This window comes from Streptomyces cinerochromogenes, from assembly GCF_014648635.1.
Taxonomy (GTDB): Bacteria; Actinomycetota; Actinomycetes; order Streptomycetales; family Streptomycetaceae; genus Streptomyces; species Streptomyces cinerochromogenes.
This window is the reverse complement of record NZ_BMRM01000015.1, coordinates 104,361-123,321: the sequence shown is the minus strand read 5'-3', so window position 1 is coordinate 123,321 and position 18,961 is coordinate 104,361. Positions and strand designations below refer to the sequence as shown.

15 protein-coding genes are annotated in these 18,961 nt (G+C 72.0%); 8 read left to right on the top strand and 7 right to left on the bottom strand.

Translation table 11 applies throughout. From position 1 onward, the window contains the following. Positions 1-33: 33 nt before the first annotated feature. Positions 34-1,224, bottom strand: coding sequence for a TadA family conjugal transfer-associated ATPase (locus IEZ20_RS27300; RefSeq protein ID WP_189303463.1), 1,191 nt, complete (start codon positions 1,222-1,224; stop codon positions 34-36). Then, a complete protein-coding gene (ssd, locus tag IEZ20_RS27295) occupies positions 1,221-2,327 on the bottom strand; it encodes a septum site-determining protein Ssd (RefSeq protein ID WP_189303461.1) in 1,107 nt (368 codons plus the stop codon). The genes IEZ20_RS27300 and ssd overlap by 4 nt, the downstream gene beginning before the upstream one ends. 591 nt (positions 2,328-2,918) lie before the next feature. Here ssd and IEZ20_RS27290 point away from each other — a divergent pair. Further along, on the top strand, positions 2,919-3,749 hold the full coding sequence (locus tag IEZ20_RS27290; protein ID WP_189303459.1) for an HAD family hydrolase: 831 nt from the start codon (positions 2,919-2,921) through the stop codon (positions 3,747-3,749). Between the two features lie 410 nt (positions 3,750-4,159). On the opposite strand, the gene IEZ20_RS27285 is transcribed toward IEZ20_RS27290, so the two are convergent. Next, entirely contained in the window at positions 4,160-4,984 is an 825-nt protein-coding gene (locus tag IEZ20_RS27285; protein WP_189303457.1) for a Fic family protein, read from the bottom strand. Between the two features lie 101 nt (positions 4,985-5,085). Here IEZ20_RS27285 and IEZ20_RS27280 point away from each other — a divergent pair, with 101 nt between their 5' ends. Beyond that, complete coding sequence (locus IEZ20_RS27280) at positions 5,086-6,066, top strand: ATP-binding protein (RefSeq protein WP_189303455.1); 981 nt, start codon at positions 5,086-5,088, stop codon at positions 6,064-6,066. Positions 6,067-6,100: 34 nt separating this feature from the next. Here the strand turns inward: IEZ20_RS27280 and IEZ20_RS27275 are convergent, their stop codons facing one another. Beyond that, complete coding sequence (locus IEZ20_RS27275) at positions 6,101-7,366, bottom strand: polysaccharide deacetylase family protein (RefSeq protein WP_189303452.1); 1,266 nt, start codon at positions 7,364-7,366, stop codon at positions 6,101-6,103. 340 nt (positions 7,367-7,706) lie between these two features. Here IEZ20_RS27275 and IEZ20_RS27270 point away from each other — a divergent pair, with 340 nt between their 5' ends. From IEZ20_RS27270 to IEZ20_RS27245, 6 genes are all read left to right on the top strand, one after another. Then, a complete protein-coding gene (locus IEZ20_RS27270; protein ID WP_229896282.1) occupies positions 7,707-10,124 on the top strand; it encodes a SulP family inorganic anion transporter in 2,418 nt (805 codons plus the stop codon). A gap of 92 nt (positions 10,125-10,216) precedes the next feature. Then, on the top strand, positions 10,217-12,172 hold the full coding sequence (gene acs / locus IEZ20_RS27265) for an acetate--CoA ligase (protein WP_189303451.1): 1,956 nt from the start codon (positions 10,217-10,219) through the stop codon (positions 12,170-12,172). A gap of 329 nt (positions 12,173-12,501) precedes the next feature. Continuing rightward, complete coding sequence (gene nhaA / locus IEZ20_RS27260) at positions 12,502-13,935, top strand: Na+/H+ antiporter NhaA (RefSeq protein ID WP_189303449.1); 1,434 nt, start codon at positions 12,502-12,504, stop codon at positions 13,933-13,935. Positions 13,936-14,013: 78 nt separating this feature from the next. Beyond that, positions 14,014-14,502, top strand: a complete 489-nt coding sequence (locus tag IEZ20_RS27255; RefSeq protein ID WP_189303447.1) for a phage holin family protein — start codon at positions 14,014-14,016, stop codon at positions 14,500-14,502. After that, positions 14,499-15,422: an alpha/beta fold hydrolase gene (locus IEZ20_RS27250; RefSeq protein WP_189303445.1), complete on the top strand. Its 924-nt coding sequence runs from the start codon at positions 14,499-14,501 to the stop codon at positions 15,420-15,422. The genes IEZ20_RS27255 and IEZ20_RS27250 overlap by 4 nt, the downstream gene beginning before the upstream one ends. A 138-nt stretch (positions 15,423-15,560) precedes the next feature. Then, positions 15,561-15,740: a hypothetical protein gene (locus tag IEZ20_RS27245; RefSeq protein ID WP_189303443.1), complete on the top strand. Its 180-nt coding sequence runs from the start codon at positions 15,561-15,563 to the stop codon at positions 15,738-15,740. 15 nt (positions 15,741-15,755) lie between these two features. Here the strand turns inward: IEZ20_RS27245 and IEZ20_RS27240 are convergent, their stop codons facing one another. The 3 genes from IEZ20_RS27240 to nth are packed head-to-tail and all read right to left on the bottom strand — an operon-like array spanning position 15,756 to position 18,808. Further along, positions 15,756-16,955, bottom strand: a complete 1,200-nt coding sequence (locus IEZ20_RS27240) for a MarP family serine protease (RefSeq protein WP_189303666.1) — start codon at positions 16,953-16,955, stop codon at positions 15,756-15,758. A gap of 13 nt (positions 16,956-16,968) precedes the next feature. Further along, positions 16,969-17,664, bottom strand: coding sequence for an NUDIX hydrolase (locus tag IEZ20_RS27235; protein ID WP_189303441.1), 696 nt, complete (start codon positions 17,662-17,664; stop codon positions 16,969-16,971). 55 nt (positions 17,665-17,719) lie between these two features. Beyond that, complete coding sequence (gene nth, locus IEZ20_RS27230) at positions 17,720-18,808, bottom strand: endonuclease III (RefSeq protein ID WP_189303439.1); 1,089 nt, start codon at positions 18,806-18,808, stop codon at positions 17,720-17,722. Between the last annotated feature and the right edge of the window lie 153 nt (positions 18,809-18,961).

The window sequence follows — 18,961 nt, the reverse complement described above, 5'->3', positions numbered from 1 at the left end:
GCGCGCGAAGCCGCCACCGACCCCCGCCGCCCCTCACCCGCTCCCGGCCCCCTCCGACTCGCCCAGCAGGTGCCGCAACCGCTCCCACCCCCGCTCCCGCACAAACGCCCGCTCGCCCCAGCGCAGCGCCGGTACCGTCCGGACCAGCCCGGCGGCGTCCCGCTCCAGCACATGGATCTCGGCGATCCGGCGCCGCCCGGACCGGTCCCGTACCAGGTGCACCACCACCGAGAGGGCTGCCGCCAACTGGCTGTGGAGCGCGGCCCGGTCCAGCCCGGCGGCCGTCGCCAGCGCTTCCAGCCGGGCCGGGACGTCCCCGGCGGCGTTGGCGTGGACCGTGCAGCAGCCGCCCTCATGGCCGGTGTTGAGGGCCGCGAGCAGGTGCACGACCTCGGGTCCGCGCACCTCGCCGACGACCAGCCGGTCCGGCCGCATCCGCAGCGCCTGCCGCACGAGGTCCTCCAGGGTGACCAGGCCGGCACCTTCCTGGTTGGCCGGCCGGGTCTCCAGCCGGACGACGTGCGGATGGTCCGGCCTCAGCTCGGCCGAGTCCTCGGCGAGCACGATCCGCTCCCCCGGCCCTACGAGTCCCAGCAGGGCGCTCAGCAAGGTCGTCTTGCCGCATCCGGTGCCGCCGCTGACGAGGAAGGACAGCCGGGCCGCGAGCAGCGCCCGCAGGATGCGGTCGCCGCCGGGCGGCACCGTGCCGGCCGCGACGAGTTCCTCCAGGGTGAAGGCCCTGGGCCGTACCACCCGCAGGGCCAGGCAGGTGCAGCCGACGGCCACCGGGGGGAGCACCGCGTGCAGCCGGGTGCCGTCGGGCAGCCGGGCGTCCGCCCAGGGCCGGGCGTCGTCCAGCCGGCGTCCGGCGACGGCGGCCAGCCGCTGCGCGAGACGTCGTACGGCCGCCGCGTCGGGGAAGGCCACCGGGGTCAGCTCCAGGCCACCGCCGCGGTCCACCCACACCCGGTCCGGCGCGGAGACCAGGACGTCGGTCACGTCGGGGTCGGCGAGCAGCGGCTCCAGGGGACCGGTGCCGACCAGTTCGGACCGCAGGTGGGCGGCCGCGCCGAGGATCTCCGCGTCGCCGAGCACCCGGCCCTGTTCGCGCAGCGCCTGGGCCACGCGCGCGGGGGTGGGTTCGGCTCCGCTTTCGGCGAGCCGGCGGCGGACGCCGTCGAGCAGGGCCGCTCCGTCGGCCCGGTCGAGTCCGGGCAGGGTCATCGGATGCCTCCCGCCTCGACCAGTGCGCGCTCCCAGAAGTTCCCGCAGAAGCGGGCGAGCGGACCGCGCCCCGTCGCTCCCGGGGGTTTCGCACCACCCCGCGGGCGCAGCAGCGCCGGTTCGACGGGCACCTCGCCGGCCAGCGGCAGGCCGAGCAGCCGGGCCACCTCGTGGCCGTCCAGGCCGGGTGCGTACGGTCCGCGGACCGCCACCCGCAGGTCGCGTACGACCATGCCGACGGCGGAGGCGACACGGCCCGCGGCGGCGAGCGCCCGCAGTTCGGCCGGGACGACGAGCAGGGCGAGGTCGAGCTGGGCGAGGACTTCGGCGACCCCGTCGTCGAGCCGGCGGGGCAGGTCGACCACGACCGTGCCGCCGCGCCGCCGGGCGGCGGCCAGCACCGCGCGGACCGCGGCAGCCGGAACGGCCACGCAGTCGCCGCGGTCCCAGCTGAGCAGCCGCAGGGAGTGCAGTTCGGGCAGCGACTCCTCCAGGGCGCCGCCGCCGACCCGGCCGCGGGAGGCGGCGAAGGCGGGCCAGCGCAGTCCTTCGGCGCTCTCGCCGCCGAGGAGTACGTCGAGTCCGCCTCCGAGCGGATCGGCGTCCACAAGGAGGGTGCGCAATCCCTCGCGCGCGGAGGTGACGGCGAGCGCGCACGCGAGCGTGGACGCGCCGGCGCCACCCCGACCGCCGATCACCCCGACGGTGAGTGCCGGGCGGCCGATGCCCTCCGCGACGTCGGCGATGCGGTCGACCAGCCACGCCTCGCCGTCGGGGAGCATCAGGACGTGGTCGGCGCCGATCTCGACGGCTCGTTTCCACACCCCCGAGTCGTCCTGGTCGCGGCCCACCAGCACCACACCGGGCCGGCGGGCGACCCCGCGCACCCGGCGGGCGGCGTCGTCACCGATGAGGACGAGCGGGGCGGCCGCCCAGCCGTCGCCGGATTCCGGTACGCCGTGACGAACCTCGGGAGTGGCGCCCGCCGCGGCGCACAGGCGCAGCAGATCGTCCAGGAGTACGGCGTCCTCGGTGACGATGAGCGGCTGTCCGGGCCGCTCCGCCGAGCCGGGCGGCGGGTCGTGGGTGATGGTTCCGGTCATGGTGTTCCCCCTTCGCTGCGTGGGCCGGGAAGCCCTCGCGGCCACGCGATTCCCCACGGTGTGGAGAACCGGCGAGCGGCCTCCATATGAACGGCCGGCAGGAACCGGCCATAGGCACTCCGGCAATCAGAACCGGCCATGAACTCGCCGCGGCGGGAGTGCACTGGAATCACGGTGCAGGGATCCGCGAAATGATGTGGATCTTGGTGGAAAACTGTGGACAGCCCGGGCCCTGTGAATATCTCCGTCACCCATACCGGTGACCCCTGTACCGATCCGTGTGCGACTTCCAGAGAGCAGTCTGGTGATTACACGCAGTAGCGGATCATGGGCATGCCGAAGGCGCGGTCACGGCGGCACGCCGCCGGCCGTACGACCGCGGGAAGAAAGGGGAGAAGCGAGAAAACCCACCCGGACATGCGACGACCCCCGCCGGGGGGGAGAGCGGGGGTCGTCCCCACGGCCGACTCGGGGGGGGAGGAGTCGGACCGGGTTAGCACGGTCGCGAACGATCCGTGACTTCCATGGTGTACCCGAGAGCCCTCTCAGGCAAACCCACGCGCCCCACCTTACGCCGAATGGTGGGCGCCTATGCTCAGGGGCGTGGAAAACCACTCCTTGCCCCGCGCAGCGGCCTTCTTTGACCTGGACAAGACGGTCATTGCGAAGTCGAGCACCCTCACCTTCAGCAAGTCCTTCTACCAAGGCGGGCTGATCAACCGCAGGGCCGCTCTGCGCACCGCATACGCCCAGTTCGTCTTCCTCGTCGGCGGCATGGACCACGACCAGATGGAGCGGATGCGCGAGTACCTCTCCGCACTGTGCCGTGGCTGGAACGTCCAGCAGGTGCGGGAGATCGTCGCCGAGACCCTGCACGAGCTGATCGACCCGATCATCTACGACGAGGCCGCCTCCCTCATCGAGGAGCACCACGCGGCAGGCCGGGACGTGGTCATCGTGTCCACCTCCGGCGCGGAGGTGGTCGAGCCGATCGGCGAGCTGCTCGGCGCGGACCGGGTGGTCGCCACCCGCATGGTCGTCGGCGAGGACGGCTGCTTCACCGGGGAGGTGGAGTACTACGCCTACGGCCCGACCAAGGCCGAGGCCGTCAGGGAACTGGCCGCGTCCGAGGGCTACGACCTCGACCGCTGCTACGCCTACAGCGACTCGGCGACCGACCTGCCGATGCTCCAGGCGGTCGGGCACCCGCACGCGGTGAACCCGGACCGCGCCCTGCGCCGCGAGGCGGTCACGCGCGGGTGGCCGGTCCTGGCCTTCCGCCGACCGGTCCCGCTCAAGAAGCGGCTCCCCGCGTTCTCCGTCCCGCCCCGCCCGGCCCTGGTCGCGGCGGCGGCCGTGGGAGCGGCGGCGGCGACCGCCGGCCTCGTCTGGTACGCCAGTCGGCGCAGGGGCACCGTCTGAACCGTGCCGGCCCGCACGCCGGCGACCCGAACGCCGCCCCCGAACGTCGCCGGCCCGGACAGTGCCGGTTTCATCTCGTTTGAACCTGAAAGTAAAGAAGTGTGGGCTGGGGTTCCGCTTCCTCCCGGCTCGCGGTACAAAGAACGTAGGCCCGCGAGACCAAAGGACATCCGAGAGGATCCCCTACCACTACGCACTTGGCCCCACGGACCCCGCATGAACACCGGGCACCCACGCGACGTCGACCCGTCGATTACGGGCCAGCCGCACCAGGTGACGGGCAAAGCACCCCGACCTGATGGGCGCATATCGAGGACGCTTGGTAACTCGGTGAGCATGCCAGCGGCGGTACGAGCATTCGTACCGCCGCAACCCTTTTCCGGAGCCCTGGCCGCTCTCCGGACACCCCCTCAGGCCGCGCCGCGCTGCAGCGCCTCACACACCGCGGTCGACTCGCGTACGCCCAGCTCCACCGCCCGGCCGCAGTGGGCGATCCAGGCCGCCATGCCCTCGGGCGTGCCGGAGACGTACCCGTCCAGAGCCGCCAGGTAGGCGGCGCGGCCCAGTTCGGCGTGGCCGACCTCGGCCGGGCAGATCGCCTTCGGGTCCAGGCCGCTGCCGATCAGCACGATCCGCTCGGCCGCGCGCGCGACGAGACCGTTGTGGGACGTGAAGGGACGCAGCGCGAGGAGTTCACCGTGGACCACGGCGGCCGTCACCAGCGCGGGCGCGGAGGTACCGGCGATGATCAGGTCCGCCAGCCCCTCCAGCCGGCCCGAGACCTCGTCGGCCCGCGGCAACGGCAGCTCGATCAAGGGCTCGTCCACCGGCTCGCCGGCCTGGCGCGGCCTGCCGACCTGGTCGTCACCGCTCGCGGCGGCCACCAGGTGCAGCCGGGCCAGTACCCGCAGCGGCGACTGGCGCCAGATGGACAGCAGCTGCCCCGCCTCGGCGCCGAGCCGCAGGGCCGCGCCCACGACGCGGGCCTCGGGGTCGGCACCGAAGTCGGAGCGCCGGCGCACCTCCTCCAGGGCCCAGTCCGCGCCGGACAACGCCGCCGAGCCGCGGGCGCCGCGCAGGGCGGCCTCGGAGGTGATCGCGTTGCTGCGGCGCCGCATGATCCGGTGCCCGTAGACCCGGTCCACGGCCTTGCGCACGGACTCAACGGACTCGGCCACGCCGGGCAGCGAACCCAGAGCAGCGAGAGGGTCGGCGGTCGCGCCTGTCGTACTCATGAGTACGACACTACGCACCCCACCGGCCGACCCCACGAAGGAGTGGTCTTCTTCACGTTCTCGTGACACGTACAGCTATGGGCCGACTACGCTTGGTGAACATGAAAATTGCTTTCGTCGGGAAGGGCGGCAGCGGCAAGACCACGCTCTCGTCCCTGTTCATCCGCCATCTGGCAGCCGCCGGCGCCCCGGTGGTCGCCATCGACGCGGACATCAACCAGCACCTCGGTCCCGCGCTCGGCCTCGGCGAGGAGGAGGTCGCGGCGCTGCCCGCGATGGGCGGACAGCTCCCGCTGATCAAGGAGTACCTGCGCGGCAGCAACCCGCGCATCGCCTCGGCCGCGACGATGATCAAGACCACCCCGCCCGGCGAGGGCTCGCGACTGGTGCGGGTGCGCGAGCCCAACCCGGTCTACGACGCCTGCGCGCGCCCGGTGGAACTCGACGGCGGCGCCGTCCGTTTGATGGTCACGGGCACCTTCACGGACGCCGACCTGGGGGTCGCCTGCTACCACTCCAAGACGGGAGCGGTGGAGCTGTTCCTGAACCACCTCGTCGACGGCCCCGACGAGTACGTGGTGGTCGACATGACGGCAGGTTCGGACTCCTTCGCCTCCGGCATGTTCACCCGGTTCGACATGACGTTCCTCGTCGCAGAGCCGACCCGGAAGGGGGTCTCCGTCTACCGGCAGTACAAGGAGTACGCCCGCGACTTCGGCGTGTCCCTGCGGGTCGTCGGCAACAAGATCCAGGAGCCGGACGACATCGACTTCCTGCGCGCGGAGGTCGGCGACGACCTGCTCGTGACGGTCGGGCGCTCGGACTGGGTGCGCGCCATGGAGAAGGGCCGCCCGCCCCGGTTCGAGCTCCTGGAAGAGGCCACCGCCTGCGCCCTGGCGACGCTTCGAGCCACCGTCGACGCCACCTACGAGCGGCGCGACTGGGAGCGGTACACCCGCCAGATGGTGCACTTCCACCTGAAGAACGCCGAGTCCTGGGGCAACGAGCGCACCGGGGTCGACCTGGCGGCGCAGGTCGACCCCCATTTCGTGCTCGGCGAGAGCGTGGCGACGCCGGCCTGACGCCGGCCCGGCCCGGTCTGACGCCGGTCCGCGATTACGCCTTGTCCGCCGGCGCCCCGGGCACGCCCTTGGGCGCCGGAGCCGGGCGGCCGGAGAGGAAGGACGCCCAACCCTGCCGGGGTGCCTCACCGACCTCCAGGGTGCGCAGCTTCGCCAGGGTCTTCGGGTCCTGGGCGTCCAGCCAGTCGGCCAGCTGGCGGAAGGAGACGCAGCGCACCTCAGGCTTGTTGCACACCTCCTTCACCACCTCTTCGACGGCACGCATGTAGGTGCCGCCGTTCCAGGACTCGAAGTGGTTGCCGATGATCAGAGGCGCGCGGTTGCCGTCGTAGGCGCGGTAGAAGCCCTTGAGGAGGCCGTCGCGCATCTGGTCGCCCCAGTAGTCGAACTTGTCGGGGTCGCCCTGGGTCTCGGTGCCGGACTGGTTGACCATGAAGTTGTAGTCCATGGTCAGCTGCTCATAGGTGTGGCCCGGGAAGGGCACCAGCTGCATCGACAGGTCCCACAGTCCCTCCTTCTTCTTGGGCCACACCTGGTCGTTGACTCCGCTGGAGTCGTAGCGGAAGCCGAGCCGGCGGGCGGCCTTCACGAAGTTCTTCTGCCCTTCCAGGCAGGGGGTGCGGGCGCCGATCAGCTCCTTGTCGTAGTCGAAGGGCAGCGGAGTCGCCTGCTTCATGCCGGTGTTGGTCTTCCAGGACTTCACGAACTCCTTGGCCTGGGCGACCTCGCTCTCCCACTCGTCCACCGACCAGGTGCCGACCCCGCCGTCGGGTCCGCAGAAGTGGCCGTTGAAGTGGGTGCCGATCTCGTTGCCCTCCAGCCAGGCCAGCCGGACCTGCTTCAGGGTGTCGGTGATGCCCTGCTCGTCGTTGAAGCCGATGTCGGAACTGCCCGGGTCGTGCTGGGGCGGCTTGTACAGGTCGCGTTTCTCCTTCGGCAGCACGTACACGCCGCTGAGGAAGTACGTCATCGTCGCGTTGTTCTCCTTGGCGACCTTGCGGAAGTGCGAGAACAGCCTCTGGCTGTCCTCGCCCGCGCCGTCCCACGAGAACACGACGAACTGCGGGGGCTTCTGACCGGGGCTCAGGCGCTCGGGCCTGGGCAGATGCGGCTGGGATCCGGTGTACGCGGTGGATCCGTCGCCGATCAGCCGCAGCACGCTGCCCGGCGCGGGCGCCCCCTGCTCCGGGCCGGGCGCCCCTTCCTTCGTGCCGCTGGAGTCGCTCGCGCAACCGGCGAGCGACGCCGCACAGGCCGCGGCGACCATGGCGCCGACGGCGATCCTCTGGGTGGCGGCCATGTTCCGCCCACCTTCTTCCTTCTACTCAGGCACACGCTGACGAGGGCCGTTCTGTGGTGATGTGCCGGGCTCCTACCGGCAGCGCGGCCAAGGTCCCACGGGACCGAGAAGGAATTAGTACGACAAGCCGATGAAATGCTCGCTTCACCCCAGTGAGCGATCTCATGCCCCGTTTGCCCCGAAAAGATATGCCCTAGCTTTACTTGGCATTACGGTTCTTTTACCGAGCGTTGATCCATCCCGCCGCTGCACGCCGTGACCCACGGCCGCGACCGAGCCCGCCCATCGCCGCGGGCCCCCACCCAGTCCGCGACCGCGCCGCCCCGGAGGAGACGGGAACATGTCAGCCTGCGCACCCCCTCACATCCAGCACCCCCACCCGCCGCACGACCCCGCACCCGCGCGCCGCCGCTTCACCCTGGCAGGCGCCGACGTGTCCGCGGCCGTCGCGGTCTTCCTGATCGCCCTGCCGCTCTCCCTCGGCATCGCCCTCGCCACCGGCGCCCCGCTCCAGGCGGGACTCGTCGCCGCCGCGGTCGGCGGGATCATGGCCGGCCGGCTGGGCGGCTGCCCGCTCCAGGTCAGCGGACCGGCCGCCGGACTCACCGTGGTCACCGCCGACCTGATCCACCGCTACGGCTGGCGGGCGACCTGCGGCATCACCGTCCTCGCCGGCCTCGCCCAGCTCGGCCTCGGCTGTCTGCGGGTGGCGCGCGGCGCACTCGCGGTCAGCCCGGCCGTGGTGCACGGCATGCTCGCCGGCATCGGCATCACCATCGCCGTCGCACAGCTGCACATCGTGCTCGGCGGCAGCCCCGACAGCTCCGTCCTCGCCAACCTGCGCGACCTGCCCGCCCAGTTGGCCGACCTGCACCCGGCGGCCGTGGCGATGAGCGCACTCACCCTGACCCTGCTGCTGGCCTGGCCGCGCCTGCCCGGCCGCGCCGGGCGGCTGCTGCGCAGGGTGCCGGCCGCCCTGGTAGCCGTCACCGCAGCCGCCGCGACCGCCGGCCTTGCGGGCCTGGCCCTGCCCCGGGTCGAGCTGCCCTCCTGGCACAGCCACGCCCTGGCCGGACTGCCCGACGGCCCGGCACTCGGCGTCGCGGCCGCCGTGCTCACCACGACCCTGGTGTGCAGCGTGCAGTCGCTGCTCGGCGCGGTGGCGGTGGACAAGCTGGTCGCCGCCCGCCCCGGGCCGCAGTCCCGCCTCGGCCGCTCCGACCTGGACCGCGAGCTGCTCGGCCAGGGCGCCGCCAACATCGTCTCCGGTGCCCTCGGCGGACTGCCGATCGCGGGGGTGGCCGTACGCAGTACCGCGAATGTGAAATCAGGTGCGCTCAGCCGGAACTCCACGATGCTGCACGGCGTTCTCGTAGTAGTCGCCGCGCTGCTGATGGTCCCGGTCCTGGAGGAGATCCCGCTCGCCTCCCTCGCCGCCCTGGTGATGGCCGTCGGCATCCAGATGGTGTCCCTGCACCACATCCGCACGGTGACGCGCCACCGCGAAGTGCCGGTCTACGCCGCGACCACACTCGGCGTGGTGCTCCTCGGCGTCCTGCAGGGCGTGCTCCTCGGGGTCGCCGTGGCGGTCGCCCTCGCCCTGCGCCGCCTCGCCCACACCCGTATCACCCACGAGGAGAAGGAAGGAGTCCATCACGTACGTGTCCGAGGCCAGTTGACCTTCCTCGCGGTGCCCAGGCTCAGCAGAGCCCTGCATCTCGTACCCCAAGGCGCGCACGCCGTGGTGGAGTTGGACGGTTCGTTCATGGACCACGCGGCGTACGAGTCACTGCAGGACTGGCGCAGTGCCCACACCGCGCGGGGAGGCACGGCCGACCTGACAGGCCGGCGCGGCGGAATCCGGACCGCCGAGCGGGCCCCGGCCACCGGGTGCCGGTGCCGCCCCTGGACCCCCTGGCGCAACCACCAGGCGTGCTTCACCGCGGCCCCCGCCGCCCCGGCGGGCCAGGAGGCCGGCCACGAACTGGCCCGTGGCATCAGCTCGTTCCAGCGGAACACGGCACCGCTGGTGCGGGAGGAGCTGGCGCGGCTCGCCCGGGAGGGCCAGCGCCCGTCCCAGCTCTTCCTCACCTGCGCCGACTCCCGGCTCGTCACGTCGATGATCACCGCCAGTGGTCCGGGTGACCTGTTCGTCGTCCGCAACGTCGGCAACCTGGTGCCGCCGCCGGAGGAGGAGCACGGCGACGACTCGGTGGCCGCCGCCATCGAGTACGCGGTGGAGGTGCTCGGGGTGCGCTCCATCACCGTCTGCGGACACTCCGGGTGCGGGGCGATGCAGGCACTGCTGGCCGGTGGGACCGGGCAGGGGGTGACCCCGCTGCGGCGGTGGCTGCGGCACGGGCTGCCGAGCCTGGCCCGGATGTCCGGCGACGGCCGGAGCGGGGCCCGGCTGGCCGGGCGGGACCCCGCGGACGCGGTGGAGCTGCTCTGCCTGACCAACGTGGTCCAGCAGCTGGAGCACCTGCGGGCGCACCCGCCGGTCGCCCGGGCGCTGGACAGGGGCCGGTTGGAGCTGCACGGCATGTACTTCCACGTGGGCGACGCGCAGGCGTACCTGCTCGCGCGAACGGGAGGAGGGACGGTGTTCGAGGAGGTGACGGAGGGCGCCGGCGAAGGTGCTGGTGGAGAGGTCGGTGGAGAGGTCGGTGGAGAGGTCGGCGAAGGTGCCGGTGGGAGCGTCGACGGAGGTGAGGAGGCACACGGGCGGGTGCGGGCGGCGCACCCCAGACAGGTCTAAACCAATTTTTCGGTCGACCCTTGTCATCCGCCCCCCGCGTCTGATGAGCTGTGGCCTGGGACACAACGGACACCCTTGGAAAGGGAGATGTCGTGAGCAACGAGAGCCTGGCCAACCTGCTCAAGGAAGAACGCAGGTTCGCGCCGCCCGCCGACCTGGCAGCGCACGCCAACGTCACCGCGGAGGCGTATGAACAGGCCAAGGCTGACAGGCTCGGCTTCTGGGCCGAGCAGGCCCGCCGGCTGACCTGGGCCAAGGAACCGACCGAGACGCTGGACTGGTCGAACCCTCCGTTCGCGAAGTGGTTCAAGGACGGCGAGCTGAACGTCGCGTACAACTGCGTGGACCGGCATGTGGAGGCCGGGCACGGGGACCGCGTCGCCATCCACTTCGAGGGGGAGCCCGGCGACAGCCGCGCGATCACCTACGCGGAGCTGCAGGACGAGGTCTCCAAGGCCGCCAACGCCCTGCTGGAGCTGGGCGTGCGCAAGGGCGACCGGGTCGCCATCTACATGCCGATGATCCCGGAGACCGCGATCGCGATGCTGGCCTCGGCCCGGATCGGCGCGGCCCACTCGGTCGTCTTCGGCGGCTTCTCGGCCGACGCGCTCGCGACCCGGATCCAGGACGCGGACGCCAAGGTCGTCATCACCGCCGACGGCGGCTACCGGCGCGGCAAGCCGTCCGCGCTCAAGCCGGCCGTGGACGAGGCGATCGGCAAGGTCGACAACGTCGAGCACGTGCTGGTGGTGCGCCGTACCGGCCAGGAGGTCGCCTGGACCGAGGGCCGCGACCTGTGGTGGCACGAGCTGGTGGGCCGCCAGTCCGCCGAGCACACCCCGGAGGCGTTCGAGGCGGAGCACCCGCTGTTCATCCTCTACACCTCCGGTACGACGGGGAAGCCGAAGGGCATCCTGCACACCTCCGGCGGCTACCTCACCCAGGCGGCCTACACCCACTGGGCGGTCTTCGACCTCAAGCCGGAGACGGACGTGTACTGGTGCACGGCCGACGTCGGCTGGGTCACCGGGCACTCCTACATCGTGTACGGCCCGCTGGCCAACGGCGCGACGCAGGTGATGTACGAGGGCACGCCGGACACCCCGCACCAGGGCCGGTTCTGGGAGATCGTGCAGAAGTACAAGGTCACGACCCTCTACACCGCGCCGACCGCGATCCGGACGTTCATGAAGTGGGGCGACGACATCCCCGCCAAGTTCGACCTGTCCTCCCTGCGTGTCCTCGGCTCGGTGGGCGAGCCCATCAACCCCGAGGCGTGGGTCTGGTACCGCAAGCACATCGGTGCCGACCGGACGCCGGTCGTGGACACCTGGTGGCAGACCGAGACCGGCGCCATGATGATCTCGCCGCTGCCCGGCGTCACCGAGGCCAAGCCGGGCTCCGCCCAGCGTCCGCTGCCCGGTATCAGCGCCACCGTCGTCGACGACGAGGCGAACGAGGTACCGAACGGCGGTGGCGGCTACCTGGTGCTGACCGAGCCGTGGCCGTCGATGCTGCGCACCATCTGGGGTGACGACCAGCGGTTCATCGACACGTACTGGTCCCGCTTCGAGGGCAAGTACTTCGCCGGGGACGGGGCGAAGAAGGACGACGACGGGGACATCTGGCTGCTGGGCCGGGTGGACGACGTCATGCTCGTCTCCGGGCACAACATCTCCACCACCGAGGTGGAGTCGGCGCTCGTCTCGCACCCGTCGGTCGCGGAGGCCGCCGTCGTGGGCGCCGCGGACGAGACCACCGGCCAGGCCATCGTCGCCTTCGTGATCCTGCGCGGCACCGCGTCGGAGAACGAGGCGCTCGTCGGTGAGCTGCGCGACCACGTCGGCGCCACGCTCGGCCCGATCGCCAAGCCCAAGCGGATCCTGCCGGTGGCCGAGCTGCCGAAGACCCGCTCCGGCAAGATCATGCGCCGGCTGCTGCGGGACGTCGCCGAGAACCGCCAGCTGGGAGACGTCACCACGCTGACCGACTCCACGGTCATGGACCTCATCCAGACCAAGCTGCCCGCGGCGCCGAGCGAGGACTGAGAGCAGCACGGGACCGAGCAGCACGGGCGGAGCAGCACCGGAGCGAGCAGCACGGACCGAGCAGCACGGGACTGAGCGACACCCCGAGGGGCACCCGGACGGCGAACGTGCCGGGTGCCCCTCGGGCGTCCACGGTGAAGATCATCGGACTCGCGTCACCGGACCGCGTCACCGGACCGCGTCGCCCGACCCGCATCCCCGGGACCATCGTCACCGGGCCCCGCGCGAGCACTTTAGGTAAAGTAAACAAAGTGCCGTACGACGCGGCACTCAAGGTGAGCCGGGAAGTCTGGTCGGCATGTGAGTCCCGCCTGCCCCGGAGGTCTCCCGTGACCGCGCCCCGCCCCGTTTCCCGCACCGCCCGCAAGGTCCTCGGCCGTCTGTCCCTGCCCGAGCGGACCTTCGTCGCGGACGCCCTGCGCACCGAGACCGTCGGTGGTGTCCTGCTGCTCCTCGCCGCCCTGGCCGCGCTGGCCTGGGCGAACATACCCGGGCTCCACCACGGCTACGAGACCGTCGCCCACTTCCGCCTCGGCCCCGGCGCCCTGGGACTGGACCTCTCCGTCGCCCACTGGGCCGCCGACGGGCTGCTCGCCGTGTTCTTCTTCGTCGCCGGGATCGAGCTGAAGCGCGAGCTGGTCGCGGGCGACCTGCGCGACCCCAGAGCCGCGGTGCTGCCGGTGGTGGCGGCGCTGTGCGGGATGGCCGTACCGGCGCTCGTGTACACGCTCACCAACGTCACCGGCGGCGGCTCCACCCACGGCTGGGCGGTGCCCACCGCCACCGACATCGCCTTCGCGCTCGCCGTCCTCGCGGTCATCGGCACCTCGCTGCCCAGCGCCCTGCGCGCCTTCCTGCTGACCCTCGCGGTCGTCGACGACCTCTTCGCGATCCTGATCATCGCGGTCTTCTTCACCGACCGGCTGAACTTCGCCGCTCTCGGCGGGGCCGCCGCCGGCCTCGCCGTCTTCTGGCTGCTGCTGCGCAGAGGCGTACGCGGCTGGTACGTGTACGTGCCGCTCGCGGTCGTCGTCTGGGCGCTCATGTACAACAGCGGCGTGCACGCCACCATCGCCGGTGTGGCGATGGGCCTGATGCTGCGCTGCACCACCCGGGAGGGTGAGGAGCGCTCGCCGGCCGAGCGCATCGAGCATCTGGTGCGGCCCCTGTCGGCCGGGCTCGCCGTACCACTGTTCGCGCTGTTCAGCGCCGGTGTGCCGGTATCCGGCGGGGCGCTCGGGGACGTGTTCACCCGGCCGGAGACGCTCGGCGTGGTGCTCGGCCTGGTCGTGGGCAAGACGCTCGGCATCTTCGGCGGCACCTGGCTGACCGTCCGCTTCACCCGCGCGCAGCTCAGCGAGGACCTGGCGTGGGCCGACGTCTTCGCGGTGGCGTCGCTCGCCGGGATCGGCTTCACGGTCTCCCTGCTCATCGGCGAGCTGGCCTTCGAGGGCGACGCGGTGCTGACCGACGAGGTGAAGGCGGCCGTCCTCACCGGCTCGCTGATCGCGGCGGTGTGCGCCACGGTGCTGCTGAAGCTGCGCAACGCCAGGTACCGCAGGCTGTGCGAGGAGGAGGAGCGTGACGAGGATCTCGACGGCATCCCGGACATCTACGAGCAGGACGACCCGGCTTACCACCTCCGGATGGCCGAGATCCACGAGCGCAAGGCCGCCGAACACCGGCGGCTGGCCGCCGAGGCCCGCCACGGGCTTGCGGAAGTACCGGGCGGGGCAGGCGAGGATGACGGCCGTCCGGCATGATCTGACGAGACGGTACAAATCAAGACGGTACGCAAGACGGTACGTAGGACCCACGAGAGACCTCTGAGGGAGAACGCGATGAGCGCACCCGACGGCAGCCCGGTCGGCGCCGAACGCAGCATCGGCCAGCTGTTCGCCTCGGCGACGACCGAATTGTCGGCGCTGGTGCACGACGAGATCGCGCTGGCCAAGGCCCAGCTGAAGCAGGACGTGAAGCGCGGCGCGATGAGCGGCGGCGCCTTCTCCATGGCGGGCGCGGTGCTGGTGTTCTCCCTGCCGATGCTCAACTTCGCGCTGGCGTACGGCATCCGCACCTGGAGCGGCTGGAACCTGGCCGTCTGCTTCCTGCTGTCCTTCGCGGCCAACGTCCTGGCCGCCGGCCTCCTCGCCCTGATCGGCGTGACGTTCGCGAAGAAGGCCAAGAAGGGCCAGGGCCCGCAGAAGGTGGCCGCCTCGATGAAGGAGACCGCGGGCGTCCTGCAGAACGCCAAGCCGCACCCGCGCCGGGAGCTGCCCGAGGAGCAGGGTCCCGCCGCCATCGAGGCTGTGGCACGCTCATCGTCATGACGGACCCCGCCGCTCCCTCGGCCGTACGGATCGAAGGTCCCTGGAGTCACAGGGACGTCGCCGCCAACGGCGCGCGCTTCCACATCGCCGAACTCGGCGACGGTCCCCTGGTGCTGCTCCTGCACGGCTTCCCGCAGTTCTGGTGGACGTGGCGGCACCAGCTGACCGCGCTCGCCGACGCGGGCTACCGGGCGGTGGCGATGGACCTGCGGGGCGTCGGCGGCAGCGACCGCACGCCCCGCGGGTACGACCCCGCCAACCTCGCGCTGGACGTCACCGGCGTCATCCGCTCGCTCGGCGAGCCGGACGCGGCGCTGGTCGGCCACGACCTCGGCGGTTACCTGGCGTGGACGGCGGCGGCCATGCGGCCCAAGCTCGTACGGCGCCTGGCGGTGGTGTCGATGCCGCACCCGCGGCGCTGGCGCGCGGCGATGCTGCGGGACGCCCGGCAGACGGCCGCCAGCTCCTACATCTGGGGGTTCCAGCGGCCCTGGCTCCCCGAGCGCCAACTGACCGCCGACGACGGCGCGCTGGCGGGCCGTCTGATCCGGGACTGGTCCGGGCCGCGGCCGCCGGAGGACACGGCCGTGGAGACGTACCAGCGGGCCATGTGCATCCCCTCCACCGCGCACTGCTCGATCGAGCCGTACCGCTGGCTGGTGCGGTCGCTGGCCCGCCCGGACGGGGTGCAGTTCTACCGCCGGATGAAGCGGCCGGTGCGGGTGCCGACGCTGCATCTGCACGGCTCGCTGGACCCGGTGACCCGTACGCGCAGCGCGGCCGGTTCCGGCGAGTACGTCGAAGCGCCGTACCGCTGGCGGCTGTTCGACGGCCTCGGCCACTTCCCGCACGAGGAGGACCCGCAGGCCTTCTCCACCGAGCTGATCAGCTGGCTCAGGGATCCCGAGCCCGACCGGTGACGGTCCGGTGGCGGAAGCGTGCGTGGAGTATCCGGTTCCTGAACAGTTGCCCCCCGAACGGCCACATGCCTGCCGCATAGGCCAATTGGGGGGCGCACGGGCGGTTATCGACCTTGGGGCGGGGGCACACGTCGGGGTATGGGCTGGACGCACGACTACAGTGACGCACCCCGCAACCGCCGCTCGGCCACGGGCCTGAGCACGGCACAGCGCGGCACCCCGCAACTCGCGGAAGCAGACCTCCGGGTGGGGATCCCGCGCATCCTGCGCCGCCGGGCCCGCTGGGTCTCGGTGCGCCTGCGTCACCCGCGGGGCTGAACGCCCCCGCGGCGCCTACAGGGCGCAGCTGTCCGTACCCACCTGCTCGTTCGCCGTACGGCCCCGCTCGATGTCGGACTGGATCTCGTCCACCGTCAGGGCGTAGCCGGTGTCCGCGTCGTCGAGGGACTTGGCGAACACCACGCCGTACACCTTGCCGTCCGGCGTGAGCAGGGGACCGCCGGAGTTGCCCGGGCGGACGGTGGCGTACAGGGAGTAGACGTCCCGGCGGACCGTGCCGCGGTGGTAGATGTCCGCGCCGTCGGCCTCGATGCGCCCGCGCACGCGCGCGGCGCGCACGTCGTACGCGCCGTTCTCCGGGAAGCCCGCCACGATCGCGTCGTCACCGCCGGTGGCGTCCTGGGCGGTGAACCGCAGCGCGCCCGCCCGCAGGTCCGGTACGTCGAGTACCGCGATGTCGCGCTTCCAGTCGTACAGCACGACCCGCGCGTCGTACTTGCGGCCCTCTCCGCCGATCTGCACCCGGGGCGCGTCGACCCCGCCGACGACGTGCGCGTTGGTCATCACACGGCGGTCGGAGAAGACGAACCCGGTGCCCTCCAGGACCTTGCCGCAGCTCTGGGCGGTGCCGGTGACCTTGACGATGGAGCGCTGGGCGCGGGAGGCGACCGCGCTGTGCGCGAGGGCGGGGTCGGGCGGCCGGACGTCGGGGATGGGCTCGTTGGCGAAGGGGCTGAACACCTGCGGGAAGCCGTTCTGCGCGAGGACCGCGGAGAAATCGGCGAACCAGGTGTCGGCCTCGTCGGGCAGCGCCTTGCGGACCCCGTGGAGCACCTGGGAGCCGCGGACCTCGTTGCGCAGCGTGGGCAGGGTCGAACCGGCGAGGGCGGAGCCGATCAGCCAGGCGACCAGCAGCATCGCGACGACGTTGACCAGCGCGCCGCCGGTGGCGTCCAGGGTGCGGGCGTGGGACCAGGTGATGTACCGCCGGAGCTTGTTGCCCAGGTGCGTGGTCAGGGCCTGGCCGATGGAGGCGCAGACGATGACGACGACCACCGCGACGACGGCCGCGGTGGTGCCGACGTCCGCCTTGTCGGTCGCGGCGTCCCAGACCACGGGAAGCGTGTACACGGCGACGAGGCCGCCGCCCAGGAAGCCGATCACCGACAGGATGCCGACGACGAATCCCTGGCGGTAGCCGACGACCGCGAACCACACGGCCGCGATCAGCAACAGGATGTCCACCACGTTCACAAGCGACACCCTGTCATGCGTGCCAGTCGAGCGGGACCTGGCGCCCCCGGTCCCAGGGCCGCTCCCAGCCCGCGAAGTGCAGCAGGCGGTCGATCACTCCGGCGGTGAAGCCCCAGACCAGGGCCGATTCCACCAGGAAGGCCGGACCGGTGTGGCCACGGGGGTGGACGGCGGTGGCACGGTGGGCGGGGTCCGTGAGATCGGCCACGGGGACGGTGAAGACCCGCGCGGTCTCGTTCGGATCGACGACGCCGACCGGGCTGGGCTCGCGCCACCAGCCGAGCACCGGCGAGACGACGAAGCCGCTGACCGGGATGTACAGCCGCGGCAGCACGCCGAAGAGCTGCACACCGGACGGGTCGAGCCCGGTCTCCTCCTCCGCCTCGCGCAGCGCGGCCCGCAGGGGGCCCTCGCCCTGCGGATCGCCGTCCTCCGGGTCCAGCGCGCCGCCCGGGAAGGACGGCTGTCCGGCATGGGAACGCAGCGAGCCCGCGCGCTCCATGAGCAGCAGCTCGGGACCGCGCTCTCCCTCGCCGAACAGGATCAGCACGGCCGACTGCCGGCCCGAGCCGTTCTCCGGCGGCAGGAAGCTGCTCAACTGGCGCGGCTCGACCGTCTCGGCGGCGCGCACGACGGGCTCCAGCCAGTCCGGCAGCCCTTCCTTGCTGAGCGTCACCGGACCGCCCTGTGTCTCGCTTGCCCTCGTCATCGCCACCCCCGTCGCTCTGCCCTCTCCAACGCCCGAGGCCCCCGAGATCGTTCCGTCACGCGGCCCCCAGCGGCGGCGCCGGTGTGCCGCCCGCGTCGAGGTACGCCTGCGGGGGCTTGAGCCGCTGCCCCGGGAAGCCGCCCTTCTCGTACTTCAGCAGCTTCTTCGCCTTCTCCGGGTCGGTCTCGCCCTCGCCGTAGGCCGGGCAGAGCGGTGCGATGGGGCAGGCGCCGCAGGCGGGCTTGCGGGCGTGGCAGATGCGGCGGCCGTGCCAGATGACGTGGTGGGACAGGTCGGTCCAGTCGCTCTTCGGGAAGAGCGCGCCGACGGCGGCCTCGATCTTGTCGGGGTCGGTCTCGTCGGTCCACTGCCAGCGCCTTACCAGCCGCTGGAAGTGGGTGTCCACGGTGATCCCGGGCCGGCCGAAGGCGTTGCCCAGGACGACGAAGGCGGTCTTGCGGCCCACGCCGGGCAGCGTGACCAGGTCCTCCAGCCTGCCGGGCACCTCGCCGCCGAAGTTCTCGACGAGCGCCTTGGAGAGCCCTATGACCGACCTGGTCTTGGCCCGGAAGAAGCCGCAGGGGCGCAGGATCTCCTCGACCTCCTCCGGGTTGGCGGCGGCGAGGTCCTCGGGGGTGGGGTACCGGGCGAAGAGGCCGGGGGTGGTCTGGTTGACGCGCAGGTCGGTGGTCTGCGCCGACAGGACGGTGGCGACCAGCAGCTGGAAGGGGTTCTCGAAGTCCAGTTCGGGGTGCGCGTACGGGTACACCTCGGCCAGCTCGCGGTTGATACGGCGGGCGCGGCGGACCAGGGCCGTGGAGGATTCGCCGGACGGCGGCCTGACGGCGATCTTCCTGACCGTGGCGGCCTTCTTGGCGGGCTTCTCGACGGCCGCGTCCGTCTTCACGGCGGCGGGCGGCTTCTTCGCCACGGTGGGAGTCTTCTTCGCGGCGGGAGTCTTCTTCACGGCCTCAGGATCCGGGCCCTTTCCGGCGGCGACCGGGGCCTTCTTCGCGGTGGCCGGGACCTTCTTCGCGGTGGCCGGGGCCTTCTTCTCCCCGGTCGAGGCCTTCTTCGCGGCAGCGGGAGTCTTTTTAGCTGATTTGCCTGTTTTGCTACTTCCTCCGGGGCTCTGTTCGCCCACAGCGGAATCCCGACGTACAACCACCCGCCCAGCCCCCTTGGCCTGTGCTCTCACCGGCGATTTGGACACCCGGCCAGCCTAAAGCCCGGCACCGACATCCGCCCCGGACCCGTCCCAGCGGTCCCCGATTGGACCCCTGACGCTTACCCCGGG